Genomic DNA, 16,027 nt, shown 5'->3' with positions numbered 1-16,027 from the left:
AAAAGTAGAGGGATTGATGTATTACTTTTCAATGGAAAAATAAGAAATGATAGGGTAATGATCCGAAGCCTTTATTGAGGTCTCAGTGATAAAAGTATTTAATGTCAACTGACTTGAATAAAAGATCTGATCTATTCTAAACGGTAAGTCTCTTAATGTAAAACCAAAACCATTGCCTTTATTTTCAAAACTGTTTTTCAAAAGACTGTCAAAAGAAAAATACCCGTATCCATATGGAGGTTCATTAAAATCACCGCAAAGTACAACAGGATAAGGGCTTTTTTTGATGAGATCCATTATTATATCAATTTGTTTTTGTCGGAGAACTGCTCCCTTATGTATTTTCAGGGTTGTGCTGGTCCAACGGTCCCATCGGTTTTTATATTTAGTTTCTCCATTGTCCAATATAATGGACTGAAGGTGGCAGTTGAAGACCTTTATCGTGTCATTGGAGCTGAGTTTTATGTCGGTTATCAAGATACCGTTGGTTGTTGAACCTCCAATTTTCTTAAAGTCCACTTTTTCTTTTTTGACAATAGGAAACTTAGAAATGGTGGCTAAACCAAAGGTGGCATCTATGTGGTTCGTTAAGAAAGGAGGGGCATAAACATGATACCCTTTTGAAGTTCCCAGGTTTTTATTGGCATTAAAAATACCTTCAGGGTTGTGTTTTTTACTTGGAGGAGTAATGTTGTAATACTCCTGAAAACAATAAATGTCCGTTTGGTTTTCCATGAGCCAATTCATGAGCTCCTTTCCTTCTTTATAATCATGGTTAAGGTAGCTGTATATATTAAATACAGAGACATTATAACTCATCACCGAAAAGTCGTTATGTTCATCGGAATCTAAACTGTATTGAAATGTTTTTATAGTTAGTATTAATAAGAAAAGAATATAAAATGTAGAAAAATGCTGGTAATACTTTCTTCTTTTAATGAATTCTTCTATTGATAAGGGTATAAAGCAAAGGCCGATCAACGGGGTAATCAATGCCCATAGGATTGCCGTTGGAAATAGGGATTCAGGCAACGTTCCAAGCTGTGAAAAAACAACACAAAAAACGCCAAAAATTCTAAATTTATTTTGTTTGAAAAAAATCTTCATACCTAGTTTTTATCACCTTTTTTTGTCTTAAAAAAAATTAATTTGTAATCATACTGCAAGTTATATGAATATGTGACATAAGTCATGTTTGTCCTGTTGAATCTTTATTCATCAATACTTTTACAAAGAAAAAAAGATTGACGAAAGTCAATGTTTTCGGTTGATGAATGTCATGTAATAGGATTTATTAGGTCGAGTATATTTGTATCATATTAGTATAGGACTCTTTTTATTTAAATATCTTATGAGTGCAATAATCGTATTGATTGGAATCAGCTTGATTGTAGCCCTGATCTTTCTCGGGATCTTCATTTGGTCTGTGAAATCTAATCAGTATGAGGATACATACACTCCAAGCATCCGAATATTATTCGAAGAAGATGATCGACAACGAACAGCAACACAAGCAGGAGACGACGAGCGCTAACTTAGAGCATTTTTCGTACGACAATGTGATTGTGAAGAATTTTGCAATCGCTACAATGTTTTGGGGAATAGCCGGGATGGTAGTGGGACTATTAGTAGCATTACAACTCGCTCACCCAATTTTCAACATAGGAGAACAAGCCTGGTTGACTTTTGGTAGACTTAGACCACTACATACCAATGCAGTGATTTTTGCATTTGTAGGTAATGGTATGTTTGCCGGTATCTATTATTCATTACCACGTTTGGTAAAAGCAAGAATGTACAGTGATCTACTCGGAAAGATTCATTTCTGGGGATGGCAGTTAATTATTTTATCCGCTTTAATTACTTTACCATTAGGCTTTACTCAAGGTAAAGAATATGCCGAATTAGAATGGCCGATCGATATCGCCATTGCCGTAATTTGGGTAGTTTTTGGTCTTAATATGATCATGACATTGGTCAAAAGACGTGAGAGACACCTTTATGTAGCAATTTGGTTCTACTTGGCAACATTCGTAACGGTAGCTGTATTACACATTGTAAACAGTTTATCATTACCGTTATCATTATTCAATTCTTACTCTGTTTTTGCAGGTGTACAAGATGCATTAGTACAATGGTGGTATGGTCACAATGCCGTGGCATTCTTCCTTACTACTCCTTATTTAGGTTTAATGTACTACTTCGTACCTAAGGCAGCTAACAGACCTGTATATTCATACAGATTATCCATCATTCACTTCTGGTCACTGATTTTTATCTATATCTGGGCTGGACCTCACCACTTATTATACACTGCACTTCCTGACTGGGCTCAGTCATTAGGTACTGTATTCTCAGTAATGTTGATTGCTCCATCATGGGGTGGTATGTTGAACGGTTTATTGACACTTCGTGGTGTTTGGGATAAAGTTCGTACAGAACCTGTACTGAAGTTTATGGTTGTTGCATTGACAGCTTACGGTATGGCCACTTTTGAAGGTCCAATGTTGTCTTTCAAAAATGTTAATGCTATAACACACTACACTGACTGGACAATTGCTCACGTTCACGTAGGTGCTTTAGGATGGAACGGTTTCTTAACATTCGGTATGTTATACTGGTTGTTCCCTAAGATGTACCGTACAAAACTTCACTCATTGAAGTTGGCTAACGTTCACTTCTGGTTAGGAACATTAGGTATTGTATTTTATGTAGTACCAATGTACTGGGCAGGTTTGACACAGTCATTAATGTGGAAAGAATTCACTCCAGAAGGTTTCTTGAAGTATCCTAACTTCTTAGAGACAGTCACTCAAATTGTACCAATGTACATGTTGAGAGCAGTGGGTGGTTTATTATATGTAGTAGGTGCTTTAGTAGGTGTTTATAACTACTATATGACGGCTAAGTCAGGTAACTTATTAGAAGAAGAAAAAGCAAGTGCTCCAGCATTACAAGGATCGCACAACGTGAAGAGATGGCACGAATGGATTGAGGCTCGTCCTATCCAAATGACAATCTTCTCTTTCGTAGCGATTTCAATTGGTGGTCTTGTAGAATTCTTACCAACTTATTTCGTAGAAGAAAATACACCGACAATTGCGACGGTGAAACCATATACTCCTCTTGAATTAAAAGGACGTGACATTTACATCAGAGAAGGGTGTTATTTATGTCACTCTCAAATGATCCGACCTTTCCGTTCTGAAACTGAAAGATATGGTGATTATTCTAAATCAGGTGAGTTTGTTTATGACCATCCATTCCAGTGGGGTTCTAAGCGTACTGGTCCAGATTTAGCAAGAGTAGGAGGTAAATATCCAGATTCATGGCACTACAACCATATGTTGGATCCAGGTTCAATGTCTCCAGGTTCAATCATGCCATCTTACCCATGGTTATTGGAGGATGACATTTCTGTTGATGACGTTCCTGCTCAAATCTCATTGATGAGAAACTTGGGTGTACCATATGAAGAAGGTTATGAGGACAAAGCGGTAGCTGATTTAGATAAGCAAGCAGACGAAATTACTGAAAGCTTAATTAATGACGGTGCTGACACTGCCCCTCGTAAGGAAATTGTCGCCTTGATTGCCTACTTACAGCGTTTAGGTATAGACGCAGGTAAAGCAAGTAACCTTCCATTAAAATAGATTAGATATGTTTACTCCTGATGTTTTGATATTGGGAGTAAACATTCTGAATAACATGTAGTTATGTATAAAGATGTACTTAGATCTATAGAAGGGATTGATATTTTTCCGGTCATCGGATTCCTTATCTTTTTTGTTTTCTTTTTGGCGTGGAGTTTCTATGCTTTTAAGATGAAAAATGATACAGTGTCTGAAATATCCAACCTTCCTTTAGATTTAGACGAAGAGAAAGAAAATGACAGCACAAATGAATTTAAGTAAACTTTCAAAGCCATTATTGTCATTTGTATTGACAATCAGTGCAATCTTATTAAACGCTTCATCAACTTTTGCAGCGTCATCAATGCAGGAATCATTAAACATGATGAATGCAAGCGAATGGGCAGTAACATTGTTAGGGTTTGCGATTATTGTTTTTTTCTTAATCTTCCTAGTATTGGCATTGGTCTTTTATACTGTAGTTGTTACAAAAAAACATACGGCTCAATAGGTAACAAGCTATTGACTCTCAAACTGAACAGGTCATGAAATCTGCAAATAAAAAAATATTATCGCTTTTAGCTCTTACGCTTACTGGTAATGCAGCTTGGGCATCAGAGCAGCTGGTTTATGGTATAGATAATTTTGATTTACTTATTTATACTTTAGGATCAGTATTAGTTTTACTATTCTTCGCTATCATTATTGTAGCTTTAGGTCTTCTTTTCATTGTGAAAGAAAGCCTGAAAAAAGCTCCTAAGACAGCTGAAGATGTAGCCTTCGAAATGGAAGGTGAAACAGGGTGGAAAGGTTTCTTAGCAAGAATTAATGCTGCTAAACCAATCGCTTTGGAAAAAGATATCATCATGGATCACAATTATGATGGTATTCAAGAATTGGACAACGATCTTCCGCCTTGGTGGAAAGCATTGTTCTATGGTTGTATCGTTTTAGCATTCGGTTACCTTGGTGTTTATCACTGGTGGGGTGAAACAGATGCTGAACCGGTATCTATCGCCGAATATCACTATGATGTAGAGCAAGCTGAAATTGCAAAGAAAGAATACCTAGCTACAATGGCTAACTCTATTGATGAAACAAATGTAGAGGCTGTAGTAGAAGCAGCTGCATTGGCTTCAGGTAAAAAAGCTTTCGATGCTAACTGTAAAGTTTGTCACGGTGGTGCAGGTGAAGGTGGTGTTGGACCAAACCTTACTGATGAGTATTGGTTACATGGAGGTGATGTGAAAAGCATCTTCAAAACGATCAAATATGGTGTAACTGCCAAAGGTATGTTAGCTTGGGAAGCGAAGTTGACACCATTACAAATTCAAGAGGTATCAAGCTATATTTTAAGCTTGCAAGGTACAAATCCTCCAAATGCGAAAGCACCTCAAGGAGAAAAAGTAGCAATGTAATAATTGCTTGAAGATATAGAAGGGTAGCCTTAAGAGGTTACCCTTTTTATACTTTTTATATATTAACATATCATCATATATAAGTACTTGAGTTCGTCTTTTAAACCTCTATTTTTAATTTGAAAATATGTGTTAAGAGGGTACTCTAAGTGAGTTCCAATTTCATTAAATTTGGAATAAGCAGGAATAAAAGTTTGTTCAGAATTATCCACCACTGAACAAATTATCAAAACGACCTATAGTCATGAGAAAAGATCTACATTCCCAATCACCTGAATCATTTCGTGATAGTATATCAACAGTTGATGCGGACGGTAAAAGAGTTTGGTTGTACCCAAAAAAGCCAAGCGGTAGATATTATAATGCAAGAAAATGGGTAGCCTACATCCTAATAGCTTTCTTCTTTGTTGGCCCTTTTATCAAAATTAATGGACAACCTTTCTTTATGATGAACATAATAGAAAGGCAATTTGTGATCTTCGGACGTCTATTTGTCCCTCAAGACTTCTTTGTGTTTGTTTTGATTATGATTGCACTAATTATATTCATTGTACTTTTTACAGTGGTTTATGGTAGAGTTTGGTGTGGTTGGACCTGTCCTCAAACCGTATTTATGGAAATGGTATTCCGTAGAATAGAATATTGGATTGAAGGCGATGCTAATCAGAAAAGAAAATTAGACCAGTCCCCTTGGACTCAGGAAAAAATATTAAAGAAGGGAACAAAGCACACAATCTTTATTGTCTTCTCTTTAGCCATTGCCAATATGGTATTAGGTTACATTGTTGGAGGTGATGCTTTGATTGGAATGATGACAAGTAAGCCCGCTGAAAATTGGCCAGTATTCTTGGCACATATTGCTTTCGCTGGTATTTTCTATTTTGTATTTGCTAAGTTTAGAGAACAGGCTTGTACACAGGTTTGTCCTTATGGTCGTTTGCAAGGCGTATTTCTTGATAAAGATTCTATTGTGATATCATATGACCATGTAAGAGGAGAACCAAGAGGAAAACTAAAGAAGAAAAAAGCAACAGCAGGAGGTTGTGGTGGCTGTGGGAGTTCATCTTCTGTGAAGCCGATCATTGGCAAAGCGAAAAAGCCAAAAGCAAAACCAAGCCCACTTCCAGAAATCAAGAAGGCTGAAGTAGAGGAAGTGAAATCACCTGTTTCGGAGCAAAAAGAAACGGTGAGAAAAATGACATTAGAAGATGTGAATCCTTCAGTTACAGAAGAACAGCCTTTAGGTGATTGTATTGACTGTAAATTGTGTGTTCATGTTTGCCCAACAGGTATTGATATTAGAAATGGTACTCAATTAGAATGTGTGAACTGTACAGCTTGTATTGATGCTTGTGATGAAGTGATGGATAAAATTGACAAGCCAAGAGGTTTGATCCGTTTCGCATCCGCTAATGATATTGAAAAAGGAAAGCCATTTAAATTTACGACAAGAATCAAAGCCTATACAGCCGTATTGTTGATTTTGGTAGGGGCGATCTCGTTGGCCTTAGTAAAACGAGGAGATGTTGAGGTAACGGTCTTAAGAGCACCAGGTATGCTTTTCCAGAAAGCCGAAAACGGAGATATTAGAAATTTATATACCATACAATTAGTAAATAAGAGCAATAATAGTTTTGACGATTTGGATGTAGTATTAGTAGATCCAGAAGGAAAAATTACCATTGCCGGAGGTGATATGCAATTAAAAGAAGGAGCTCACTTAGATGGTGTATTCTTTATTGATATTGACCCTAAAAACCTTGATGGAATGAAGAACAAAATCACCATCAAGATTATGAATGGAGAAGAGGAATTGGATGAAGTGACCACAAATTTCCTTGGACCTATAAAGAAATAAATAACAAACTTTAGAGAGAACAAACATGAAATTAAACTGGGGTTGGGGAGTAGTAATAGTCTTCTGTGTATTCGGAGTGACTATGATTGGATTGGTAATTAAAATGTTTACGGTGCCTGTAAACATGGTATCTAAAGATTACTATGCAGAGGAACAACGCTATGAAGAAACGGTTCAGAAGAAAGAAAATACAAAGAAATTATCAGCTGCGCCTGTTATAGCTTTAAATAGAGAAAAAGGAACTGTAGATATTATTCTTCCTTCTGAATTGAAAAAAACAGAGGGAAATATCCGCTTTTTCAGACCATCAGATTCTCGTTTAGACTTTAATGTGAAACTAGATTTGAATGCTGAGAATACACAGAATATAGATGCTTCAAGAATTGTGAAAGGAAGATGGATCATTCAAGTCAATTTTTCAGACACAGGAGTAGATTACTTATTTGAGAAAGCATTAGTTCTATAAAGATGACGGAATTATATCTTACTGCATTGGGATTGGGATTTGCCGGCAGTTTCCATTGTTTGGGGATGTGTGGTCCTATTGCTTTAGCAATTCAAGGAGGAAAAGCAACGGGTCCTAGGTTGGTTATCGACCGCTTATTGTACAATCTAGGTAGGGCATTTACGTATAGCTTATTAGGTGCTTTTGCAGGACTCTTAGGACAAGGTTTATCATGGCTGATTGGTTATCAAGTATACTTGACACTATTTTTAGCCGCAATGATGATTGCTTTCGGAGTTTTTTCTGTAAACCCTGATAAGTTATTGAAATTGATTCCATTCTTAGGGGAATGGTTTCAGTTTGTCAGAAAACAGCTAGGGAAGTTTATGCGTCAGGCAAAGTGGCATACCTTCTTCAGTATAGGTGTACTGAATGGCTTTTTACCTTGTGGTTTAGTGTATATGGCAATGTTCACGGCATTGTCTACAGGTAGTGTCACCGAGGGCATGGGCTATATGTTTGCCTTTGGGCTAGGAACGATCCCAATGATGTTTGCTGTTGCAGTAGCAGGTCAGTTTATCGAAACAAAAGTTCGAAACAATGTAAGAAAAATTTATCCAGTATTGTTTTTAGCAATGGGAATTTTATTGTTGTGGAGAGCTTATAATATACATCAATCATCAGAGGGGATAGATGAAAAACCCGCTGATCAAGTGGAAATGAAATGTCATTAAAAAAAGAGGAGAAAATGCCGGAACACGAAATCAAAACATGTCAAAGATGTGGAAAAACATTCGAATGTAAGGTGGGAAATATTACTCAATGTCAATGTTATGAAGTAAAATTGACCTATGAGGAAACACAGAAAATGAGGGAGGAATACGATGAATGTTTGTGTGCGGCATGTATGTTGGATTTGCAGATAAAATACAGAAAAGAGCAAATTCAGAAGTCATGAATTAATCGAAAATTTGTATAATCAAAATGCTATGAGATCCTATTTCATGGCATTTTTTTATGCCAAAAAATCAATAGTTGATCAGAATATGTATTTCATTAAAAAAAACTAAAAAAAAAATAGATTGTATATTCTATAGTTTATCTAGAATAAAAACAAGAGTGTAGTTTGTTATGTAAAATGAGTTTTACTGATTGTAAATAACGGATTCTGTTCTTTAATCGACATTTTTGTTGAAACAGATAAAATTTTAAGTGAAGGATATTTCACCAAATATCTGAATTGTATTTTAAGTAGATTTGCTTTGATTGTAATGCTTTTGATTGAAGTTGTAATTTGTGATTTAAAAAACTACTTCAATATATTTGTGCACAGCTATTGAAGAAATATCATTATTCTATTTTACTAACTATATAATAATTGCCTTTGCTAACAGGCATTAATAAATCCAATTCAATAACTTTAACTAAAACGATGAGAAAAGTTTTACTCGCTGTAATTCTATTAGGAATTTTCAGCATCACTAACTTAAAAGCACAAGAGTTAATACGTCTCGATCAAAGCAGTAACGACCGAAAACAAAAAATTACTCTCCAGCAAGCTGAAAGTGTACTTAGAGAAAGATTAGACTTGGGGACTCCAAGTAGTTTTAGACAAATTGAAACACAAGTTGATGAACTAGGCATTAGTCATCGAAGATTTCAAGAGTTTTTTAACGGCATAAAAGTAGAGTATGGTGGGTATACTCTAAACTTCAAAGGGGAAAATCCTTTGTCAATTGTTCATCATGTGAAACCCATTCAACTGCAATCTGTCAAACCATCTTTGTCAGAGGAGGAAGCATTGAGTGCGGCCCTAAAGTCAGTGGGTGCTACAAAATACATGTGGCAAAGAGTTGATGAAAAGGAAATTGCATTCAAAATGTCTGAGGGAGAGCACAATTCTTTTTATCCAAAAGGAGAGTTGGTTATTGTACCAAATTATGAGGCCTCAGATAAAGCAGTTCGATTTCAACCTGTCTTGGCCTACAAATTTGACATCTACGCTGAGAAGCCTTTGAGCAGATCATATGTGTATGTGGATGCTAAAACAGGTGAAGTGGTACATATGAATCCTATCATCAAACATGCTACTGCTGAAGGATCACTCGTTACACGTTATTCAGGAACAAAAACAAGCAATACGGACTCTTATAATGGCTCTTATCGATTGAGAGATTATTCAAGAGGAAAGGGTATTGAAACGTACGATATGAATACGGGAACGAACTATAATCAAGCAGTTGATTTTGTTGATAATGACAACAATTGGACTTCTGCAGAATGGAATAATTCTCAAAAAGATAATGCGGCATTAGATGCACACTGGGGTGCACAAATGACTTATGATTACTTCATGTCAGCACATAACAGAGATAGCTGGGATGGCAATGGAGCAGCTATCAAAAGTTACGTTCACTATGATAATGCTTATGACAATGCATTTTGGAATGGGTCAGTAATGACTTACGGAGATGGTAGTGATACGTACTTTGACGCTTTGACTTCCTTGGATGTAGCGGCACATGAAATTGGACATGCTGTATGTGAAAGAACAGCAAACCTTGTTTATCAAAGAGAGTCAGGTGCACTGAATGAAGGTTTTTCTGATATTTGGGCAGCATGCGTTGAAGCTTATGCAGCGCCAGAAAAAGATATTTGGTTGATTGGAGAAGATATTGAAAGAAGATCTACAAGTCAGGCGTTACGTTCGATGAGTGATCCTAATTCAGAAAATCAGCCTGACACTTACGGTGGTACGAACTGGTATAATCCAAATTGCGGAACACCAACAAGAAACAATGATTATTGCGGAGTACATATCAACAGTGGTGTATTAAACTACTGGTTCTATTTGCTGACTGTTGGTAAAACAGCAACAAATGATTTAGGAACTGCTTACTCTGTATCAGGAATTGGTATTGATAAAGCAGGAAGAATTGCTTACAGAACAGAGGCTGTTTATCTTTCTTCCAACTCTACTTTTGCAGATGCTCGTACTTTTTCTATTCAATCTGCAGTAGACCTTTATGGAGCAGGTTCAAACGAGGAAATTCAAACGACTAACGCTTGGCACGCTGTAGGTGTTGGGGCAAAATATGGAGAAGCGTCATCGTATTGTACTTCAAAAGGTGGCGACGCATCTTATGAGTGGATTGCGAATGTAACAGTGGGAGACTTATTGAACACTTCAGGAACAAATGGTGGATACAATGACTTTTCATCAACTAAGTCAGTGACGTTGGAAGCTGGAAATACTTACAATGTTTCACTTTCTCCTGGATTCTCAAATCAAGCATATAATGAGTACTGGAAAATCTGGATTGATCTAAATGCAGATGGAGATTTTGATGATGCCAATGAGCTTGTTTTTGATGGCGGATCACTTTCAAATACAACAAAAACAGGAACATTAACGATCCCTTCTGGTACAGATGCCACTACTACAAGAATGAGAGTTTCAATGAAATACAATGGAGCTCAAACAGCTTGTGAGTCATTTGATTATGGTGAAGTAGAAGATTATGCAGTTGAAATCACGTCAGGTTCTCAAGGTGCAGTTTGTACTGTCCCTACAGGGCTAGCATCTACAGCAGTAACATCAAGCACAGTAGAATTATCTTGGAATAATGTAAGTGCTGCCAATGATTTTACGGTTAGATTAAGAACACAGGGAGGTACTTGGAGTACTTACACAGCTACTACAAATACAGCTTCATTCAGCGGTTTATCGGCCTCTACAACGTACGAAGTACAAGTGGCTTCAAATTGTACTTCTGGAAGCTCTTCATTCTCTTCATCTGCCACATTTACAACAACAAGTGGTGGTGGAAACCCAACCAATTACTGTGCGTCAAATGGAAATAATGATGCTTATTTCTGGATTGATGATGTAAGATTTGGTTCTCTTTCGAACAGCAGTAATGCAGATGGTGGGTATGCCGATTATACTTCATTGAGTGCGGGTACACTTGTGAAAGGAACTGATGAGACAATCTCGTTCAGTGCAGCATATAGTGGAACGGCCTACACAGTATACTGGTCAGTTTGGATAGATTATAACCAAGACGGTGACTTTGAAGATGCAGATGAATTATTTGTACAAGGTTCCTCAAGCAGTGCTAACTTATTGTCTTCAACACAGACTATTCCAGCTTCAGCACAAACTGGTCTTACTCGTATGAGAGTTGCTATGAAATACGGAAGTGCTTCAACACCTTGTGAGTCGTTCACTTATGGTGAAGTAGAAGATTATACTGTCAATATTTCAAACAGTGCGAGTATTAATACAGTAGCTCAAAACCTGTCAAACACTAGAGGAGAATCATTGAGAAATGAGTTGATCAATTCGCCTTTCAATGTATATCCAAACCCAGCTAAATCGATCATCAATATAAGTGCAAATTCATTTATAGGAAATGGCATCTTGTCTATTTACAATGTAAACGGATTAAAAGTACTTTCTCAATCAATAGATACTGAGAAATTGACGATTCCAGTACAAGACCTTCAAAAAGGTATGTACTTGATCAAAGTTAGCAATGCATTAGAGTCAAAAACGAAGAAGTTTATTATAGAATAACACTTCGATATTTATAGTTAGTACATTAGAATAAAATGATAATTTAATAGCTAAAGCTACCTCTCGTAGAGGTGGCTTTTCTTTTTTTTAAAAGTATCTACTTCATCGAAATGCTGGTTTATAATAGGTGTTTGATATAAAAGCGAAATCAACTTTTCAATTTTATAAAAAAAAACTAAAACCATGACTACAACATAGCTTAAAAAATAGGTTGTTGAGTTGCTATGTAAGTGTTATTTCTGTTTTATTTAAGTGATAATTAATGTTTTTTTTGATTAACTTTTCGTCTTTAAAGTGTTGTTAATTAGAGGTTTTTATATTTTTGTTGAGTGTCTGTTGACATGTTTTTTTACCTTGTAAAGATTTAGTTGACATGAGCTTTTTTGTTGGTGTTTGTTTTACACCTAAAATTGTATTGAAAGTTCAAAGCAGGCTTTTTTAAAACCTCTCAAAAGGAAATTTTTTATGAAATGACAATGAAAACAACTTCTGTTTATCTGATGAAAAATCAATTTCCTTTCTCATGAACTAAAAAGTTATTCATACACTATTTATTTAATTTTTTACTTATGTCAACTAATTTTAGATCAGCATTATTTGTTCTATTAGGTTTAATAGGGACATCATTTTTTGTATCATGTTCTAGCAATGAAACTGGAGGACAAGAAGAAGAAGTAACTCCAGAAGTGACAGGAATTACGTTAGACCAAACTACTTTAAGTGTAGCATTAGGTACATCTGCTTCTTTAAAAGCGACTTTGCAGCCTGAAGGTGTATCAGGAGCAATTTCATGGAGTTCATCTGATCCATCAGTAGTAGCAGTAGCTGATGGAGATATTCAACCACTTAAAGTTGGGGCAGCGACTGTAGCAGCTTCTCATGGTACTTTTACAGCTACATGTGCAGTAACTGTATATGAAGACGAAGGAAGCGGAGGGTTAGATCCTGTACCAGAAGTATTACAAGGAGAAGACTACTATGTAATCTCTTTAGATGAGACAGCATTTAAAACAATCGAATCAAAAGTAGCTTATGATTTACGTACCGATGATGTAGATAAGAATTTTTATATCTGGGATGGTACTTTGACACCTGGACAATCTGTAGGAAAAAACTATTTTGATTTAGATGAAGGTTGGATGAGTTTAGTCGTTGGTGGTGCTGGATGGTCAGGTGCTGGTTATAATGTAGGCCCTGGTTTTGGTGAAGTAGATATGACTCCTTTATTCAATGCTCCAGAAGATTACTACTTCCACATTGCAATGAAAAGTGCTAACCCTTCAACAGTTTATACGTTGATTTTTGGTGACGGTATTTCTGAAGCGAAAGTGGTATTAGGTTCAGGACCTGATGGTGATGGAGTAGCACCTTATGGTGACTTTGAGCGTAACGGAGAGTGGCAAGAAATCAATGTTCCTCTTACTTACTTCCATGAGCAAGGTTTATTCTACAATCAAGCATTTAGTGATGTAAACATTCTTGCCTTCTTAGCAGGTGGTAATTCTGGTGATACAGTAGATATGGATGCCATTTTCTTCTATAAGAAAAAATAAGGTATACTCTATCAACAGCCTTTATAAATAATTAAAGGCTGTTGTTAATCTGGCTTTTTTAACTAAATATTCAATCGAATTACCTACGATTGAAGCAATAATTATCGCAATGAAAAAATTATTACTTCTTCTGATTTCATTATCCTTCTTTGCTTGTGCCTCGGAAACTTCTTCCCTAACAGAGGAAGAAAAAAAAGAATTACAGCTATCAAATACTGCCTTGACAATTAATGTAGGGCAATCAGACAAAATTACAATATTAAGTGCTCCACAATCCGATGAAGAGGTTGTTTGGACAACAGATGATGAGTTTATTGCTACTGTGTTTCATGGTGTGGTTACAGCACATCAAAGTGGAACAACTACTATTTCTGTGATTATTGGAGATGAGGTAGCCACTTGTACAATTACAGTACCGGAAAGAGCTTATGAATTGGTTTGGCAAGATGAGTTCGATGGTGATGAACTGAACCTTGATAACTGGACCTACGAAGTAAATGGATGGGGAGGTGGAAACCAGGAATTACAATACTATACTGACAGACCTGAGAATATTAGAGTGAAAGATGGTATACTAACCATTGAAGCGAGAAAAGAACAATATGAAGGAAGAGAGTATACTTCCGCTAGAATCATCACAAAAGATAAAAGAGATTTCAGGTATGGGAAAGTTGAAGCTCGACTTAAAGTACCTGGAGGAAGAGGTACATGGCCGGCATTCTGGATGTTGGGGTATGGTCATTGGCCTGAAGCAGGAGAGATTGATATCATGGAACATGTAGGGTTTGAGCCCAATACTTTTCATTGTGCTTTACATACCAAAAATAAAAACGGTATGAATGGGCAGAATGTACATGGCAAGCAAGTTTTTGACGAAGAAGTATCTAACGATTTTCATACGTTTACTATGGAGTGGGTTGAAAATGAGTTTATGGGTTATGATCGTATACATATATATGTTGATGGAAAGTTAACTAAAACATTTGCAGAGACAAAACAAATTCAAGAAGCAGGAGACTGGCCATTCAATAAGGAGTTTTTCTTCATCCTGAATTTAGCTGTTGGTGGAGCATGGGGAGGAGCTATGGGTATAGATGATACCATCTTTGAAGCTCCTGTTTTATATGAAGTAGATTATGTAAGAGTGTACCAATTAAAAGATGTTGAGTAATATGAAATACAATTTAATTTTATTTTTGTTCATTTTCACTGCTTGTATGCAGAACAATGATGATAACATTATTGGAGAGGATGAGGACTTGCCTGTGGTAGAAGGTTTTCAAAAAAGAAGTGAGAAAAGAGGAGTTTCTTTTGCTTTTAAATATGAGGATGATGTGACAGTGTTGGGTGAAGGTATTTCATGGTCCTACAATTGGAGTCCATTACAATATGATAAATTCATTCCATTGACCAAAGAACAGAATATAGAGTTTTGCCCTATGGCGTGGAATGGTGTCAATGCAGATCAAATAAGAGCATACGTTCAAAAGAATCCTGATGTCAAATACTTATTAGCGTTCAATGAACCAAATTTAACTGATCAGGCAAACATGACGCCTCAACAAGCGGCGGAAAGATGGGGAGATGTAAAAGCAATTGCAGAGGAATTGAACTTGAAGATCATTTCACCGGCCATGAATTATGGCACATTGGAGGGATATCATGATCCGATTAAATGGTTGGATGAATTTTTTGAATTAGTACCAGATCATGGTATTGAAGGCATTTCCATTCATTGTTATATGACAAGTGTAGCAGCTTTAAAAAGGTACGTTGAAATGTTTAAAAAATACAATATGCCTATTTGGTTGACAGAGTTTTGTGCTTGGGAAGGGAATGTTACACCTGAAAGTCAATTAAGATATATGTCTGATGCCTTGAATTATTTAGAAAGCGATCCAGATGTATACCGTTATGCATGGTTTATACCAAGAGGAGGAGGGTCTGAGGATACTTTTCCATATATGTTTTTATTAAAACAAACATCAGATGTCCAACTGACTGAACTTGGAATGGTTTACAACCAAATGTCTTCTTTTGATAAAGAAAACTATTTTGGCGTAGGTCAGAGAATTGAAGCGGAGCATTACAGTGATATGAGTATTTCTGAATCAGTGGGAGAAGCAGGTTGGACAAATGGTCCATGTGTAAGAAGAACTACTGAATCACCAAATGAGACATTAGAATTGTATAACTTTTTCAAAGGACAATGGGTAGAATATCAATTATATGTGCCCAAAGAAGGAGAATATAACTTGGATATCAGGTATGCTTCATTTATTGATGCACAATTAATTATGGCAGTAGATGGAGTAGAAACAGTAACCATGGATATTACTAACACATCTGAAAATTTTATTTGGAATACTTATTCAACTCCTGTTCAGTTAACTGCAGGAAAACATACAATACGACTTACACAAAATGTAGGTACAATATCTATTAACTGGCTTCTTTTTAATAATTAACGACCTATTTATCTGAAAAATATTTCTATCAGCAGTAAACTTTTTTCTTGATTATTCTTAATGTGCTGTCAATA

The 16,027-nt window shown here is 36.2% G+C and carries 14 protein-coding genes; 13 read left to right on the top strand and 1 reads right to left on the bottom strand.

All coding sequences use genetic code 11. From position 1 onward, the window contains the following. Positions 1–21 precede the first annotated feature (21 nt). On the bottom strand, positions 22–1,107 hold the full coding sequence (locus AVL50_RS16485) for an endonuclease/exonuclease/phosphatase family protein (protein ID WP_062617601.1): 1,086 nt from the start codon (positions 1,105–1,107) through the stop codon (positions 22–24). A gap of 244 nt (positions 1,108–1,351) precedes the next feature. On the opposite strand from AVL50_RS16485, the gene ccoS reads away from it, so the two are divergent. From ccoS to AVL50_RS16420, 13 genes are all read left to right on the top strand, one after another. Beyond that, on the top strand, positions 1,352–1,534 hold the full coding sequence (gene ccoS / locus AVL50_RS16480; protein WP_044206551.1) for a cbb3-type cytochrome oxidase assembly protein CcoS: 183 nt from the start codon (positions 1,352–1,354) through the stop codon (positions 1,532–1,534). Beyond that, a complete protein-coding gene (gene ccoN, locus AVL50_RS16475) occupies positions 1,488–3,653 on the top strand; it encodes a cytochrome-c oxidase, cbb3-type subunit I (RefSeq protein ID WP_062617600.1) in 2,166 nt (721 codons plus the stop codon). The genes ccoS and ccoN overlap by 47 nt, the downstream gene beginning before the upstream one ends. Before the next feature lie 63 nt (positions 3,654–3,716). Next, positions 3,717–3,914 carry a hypothetical protein gene (locus AVL50_RS16470; protein ID WP_062617599.1) on the top strand — a complete coding sequence of 66 codons (198 nt, stop codon included), beginning with the start codon at positions 3,717–3,719 and terminating at the stop codon, positions 3,912–3,914. After that, a complete protein-coding gene (locus AVL50_RS16465) occupies positions 3,901–4,143 on the top strand; it encodes a hypothetical protein (RefSeq protein WP_062617598.1) in 243 nt (80 codons plus the stop codon). The genes AVL50_RS16470 and AVL50_RS16465 overlap by 14 nt, the downstream gene beginning before the upstream one ends. A 34-nt stretch (positions 4,144–4,177) precedes the next feature. Further along, complete coding sequence (locus tag AVL50_RS16460) at positions 4,178–5,050, top strand: cbb3-type cytochrome c oxidase N-terminal domain-containing protein (protein ID WP_062617597.1); 873 nt, start codon at positions 4,178–4,180, stop codon at positions 5,048–5,050. Positions 5,051–5,294: 244 nt separating this feature from the next. Beyond that, positions 5,295–6,908, top strand: coding sequence for a 4Fe-4S dicluster domain-containing protein (locus tag AVL50_RS16455; RefSeq protein ID WP_062617596.1), 1,614 nt, complete (start codon positions 5,295–5,297; stop codon positions 6,906–6,908). A gap of 25 nt (positions 6,909–6,933) precedes the next feature. Next, positions 6,934–7,374: a FixH family protein gene (locus AVL50_RS16450; RefSeq protein ID WP_082795865.1), complete on the top strand. Its 441-nt coding sequence runs from the start codon at positions 6,934–6,936 to the stop codon at positions 7,372–7,374. Positions 7,375–7,376: 2 nt separating this feature from the next. Then, on the top strand, positions 7,377–8,087 hold the full coding sequence (locus AVL50_RS16445; RefSeq protein ID WP_062617594.1) for a sulfite exporter TauE/SafE family protein: 711 nt from the start codon (positions 7,377–7,379) through the stop codon (positions 8,085–8,087). Then, positions 8,078–8,311 carry a cysteine-rich CWC family protein gene (locus AVL50_RS16440; protein ID WP_253764296.1) on the top strand — a complete coding sequence of 78 codons (234 nt, stop codon included), beginning with the start codon at positions 8,078–8,080 and terminating at the stop codon, positions 8,309–8,311. The genes AVL50_RS16445 and AVL50_RS16440 overlap by 10 nt, the downstream gene beginning before the upstream one ends. A 474-nt stretch (positions 8,312–8,785) precedes the next feature. Then, the gene (locus tag AVL50_RS16435) at positions 8,786–11,932 is read left to right on the top strand and encodes a M4 family metallopeptidase (RefSeq protein WP_062617593.1); all 3,147 of its coding nucleotides are present in this window, start codon (positions 8,786–8,788) and stop codon (positions 11,930–11,932) included. 569 nt (positions 11,933–12,501) lie between these two features. Beyond that, entirely contained in the window at positions 12,502–13,485 is a 984-nt protein-coding gene (locus tag AVL50_RS16430; protein WP_062617592.1) for an Ig-like domain-containing protein, read from the top strand. Positions 13,486–13,594: 109 nt separating this feature from the next. Next, a complete protein-coding gene (locus AVL50_RS16425; RefSeq protein WP_062617591.1) occupies positions 13,595–14,656 on the top strand; it encodes a family 16 glycosylhydrolase in 1,062 nt (353 codons plus the stop codon). A gap of 1 nt (position 14,657) precedes the next feature. Then, positions 14,658–15,953 carry a glycosyl hydrolase gene (locus AVL50_RS16420; protein ID WP_172826856.1) on the top strand — a complete coding sequence of 432 codons (1,296 nt, stop codon included), beginning with the start codon at positions 14,658–14,660 and terminating at the stop codon, positions 15,951–15,953. Positions 15,954–16,027: the final 74 nt, after the last annotated feature.

The organism is Flammeovirga sp. SJP92 (assembly GCF_001583495.1).
Classification (GTDB): Bacteria; Bacteroidota; Bacteroidia; order Cytophagales; family Flammeovirgaceae; genus Flammeovirga.
This window is presented reverse-complemented; position numbering and strand designations above follow the sequence as displayed.

What these genes read in the sequence shown, in the direction of transcription:
- AVL50_RS16460 (WP_062617597.1), top strand. Translation starts at nt 4,178, where the DNA reads ATGAAATCTGCAAATAAAAAAATATTATCGCTTTTAGCTCTTACGCTT.
- AVL50_RS16440 (WP_253764296.1), top strand. Translation starts at nt 8,078, where the DNA reads ATGTCATTAAAAAAAGAGGAGAAAATGCCGGAACACGAAATCAAAACA.
- ccoN (WP_062617600.1), top strand. Translation starts at nt 1,488, where the DNA reads ATGATCGACAACGAACAGCAACACAAGCAGGAGACGACGAGCGCTAAC.
- ccoS (WP_044206551.1), top strand. Translation starts at nt 1,352, where the DNA reads ATGAGTGCAATAATCGTATTGATTGGAATCAGCTTGATTGTAGCCCTG.
- AVL50_RS16445 (WP_062617594.1), top strand. Translation starts at nt 7,377, where the DNA reads ATGACGGAATTATATCTTACTGCATTGGGATTGGGATTTGCCGGCAGT.
- AVL50_RS16425 (WP_062617591.1), top strand. Translation starts at nt 13,595, where the DNA reads ATGAAAAAATTATTACTTCTTCTGATTTCATTATCCTTCTTTGCTTGT.
- AVL50_RS16420 (WP_172826856.1), top strand. Translation starts at nt 14,658, where the DNA reads ATGAAATACAATTTAATTTTATTTTTGTTCATTTTCACTGCTTGTATG.
- AVL50_RS16455 (WP_062617596.1), top strand. Translation starts at nt 5,295, where the DNA reads ATGAGAAAAGATCTACATTCCCAATCACCTGAATCATTTCGTGATAGT.
- AVL50_RS16485 (WP_062617601.1), bottom strand. Translation starts at nt 1,107, where the DNA reads ATGAAGATTTTTTTCAAACAAAATAAATTTAGAATTTTTGGCGTTTTT.
- AVL50_RS16465 (WP_062617598.1), top strand. Translation starts at nt 3,901, where the DNA reads ATGAATTTAAGTAAACTTTCAAAGCCATTATTGTCATTTGTATTGACA.
- AVL50_RS16430 (WP_062617592.1), top strand. Translation starts at nt 12,502, where the DNA reads ATGTCAACTAATTTTAGATCAGCATTATTTGTTCTATTAGGTTTAATA.
- AVL50_RS16435 (WP_062617593.1), top strand. Translation starts at nt 8,786, where the DNA reads ATGAGAAAAGTTTTACTCGCTGTAATTCTATTAGGAATTTTCAGCATC.
- AVL50_RS16470 (WP_062617599.1), top strand. Translation starts at nt 3,717, where the DNA reads ATGTATAAAGATGTACTTAGATCTATAGAAGGGATTGATATTTTTCCG.
- AVL50_RS16450 (WP_082795865.1), top strand. Translation starts at nt 6,934, where the DNA reads ATGAAATTAAACTGGGGTTGGGGAGTAGTAATAGTCTTCTGTGTATTC.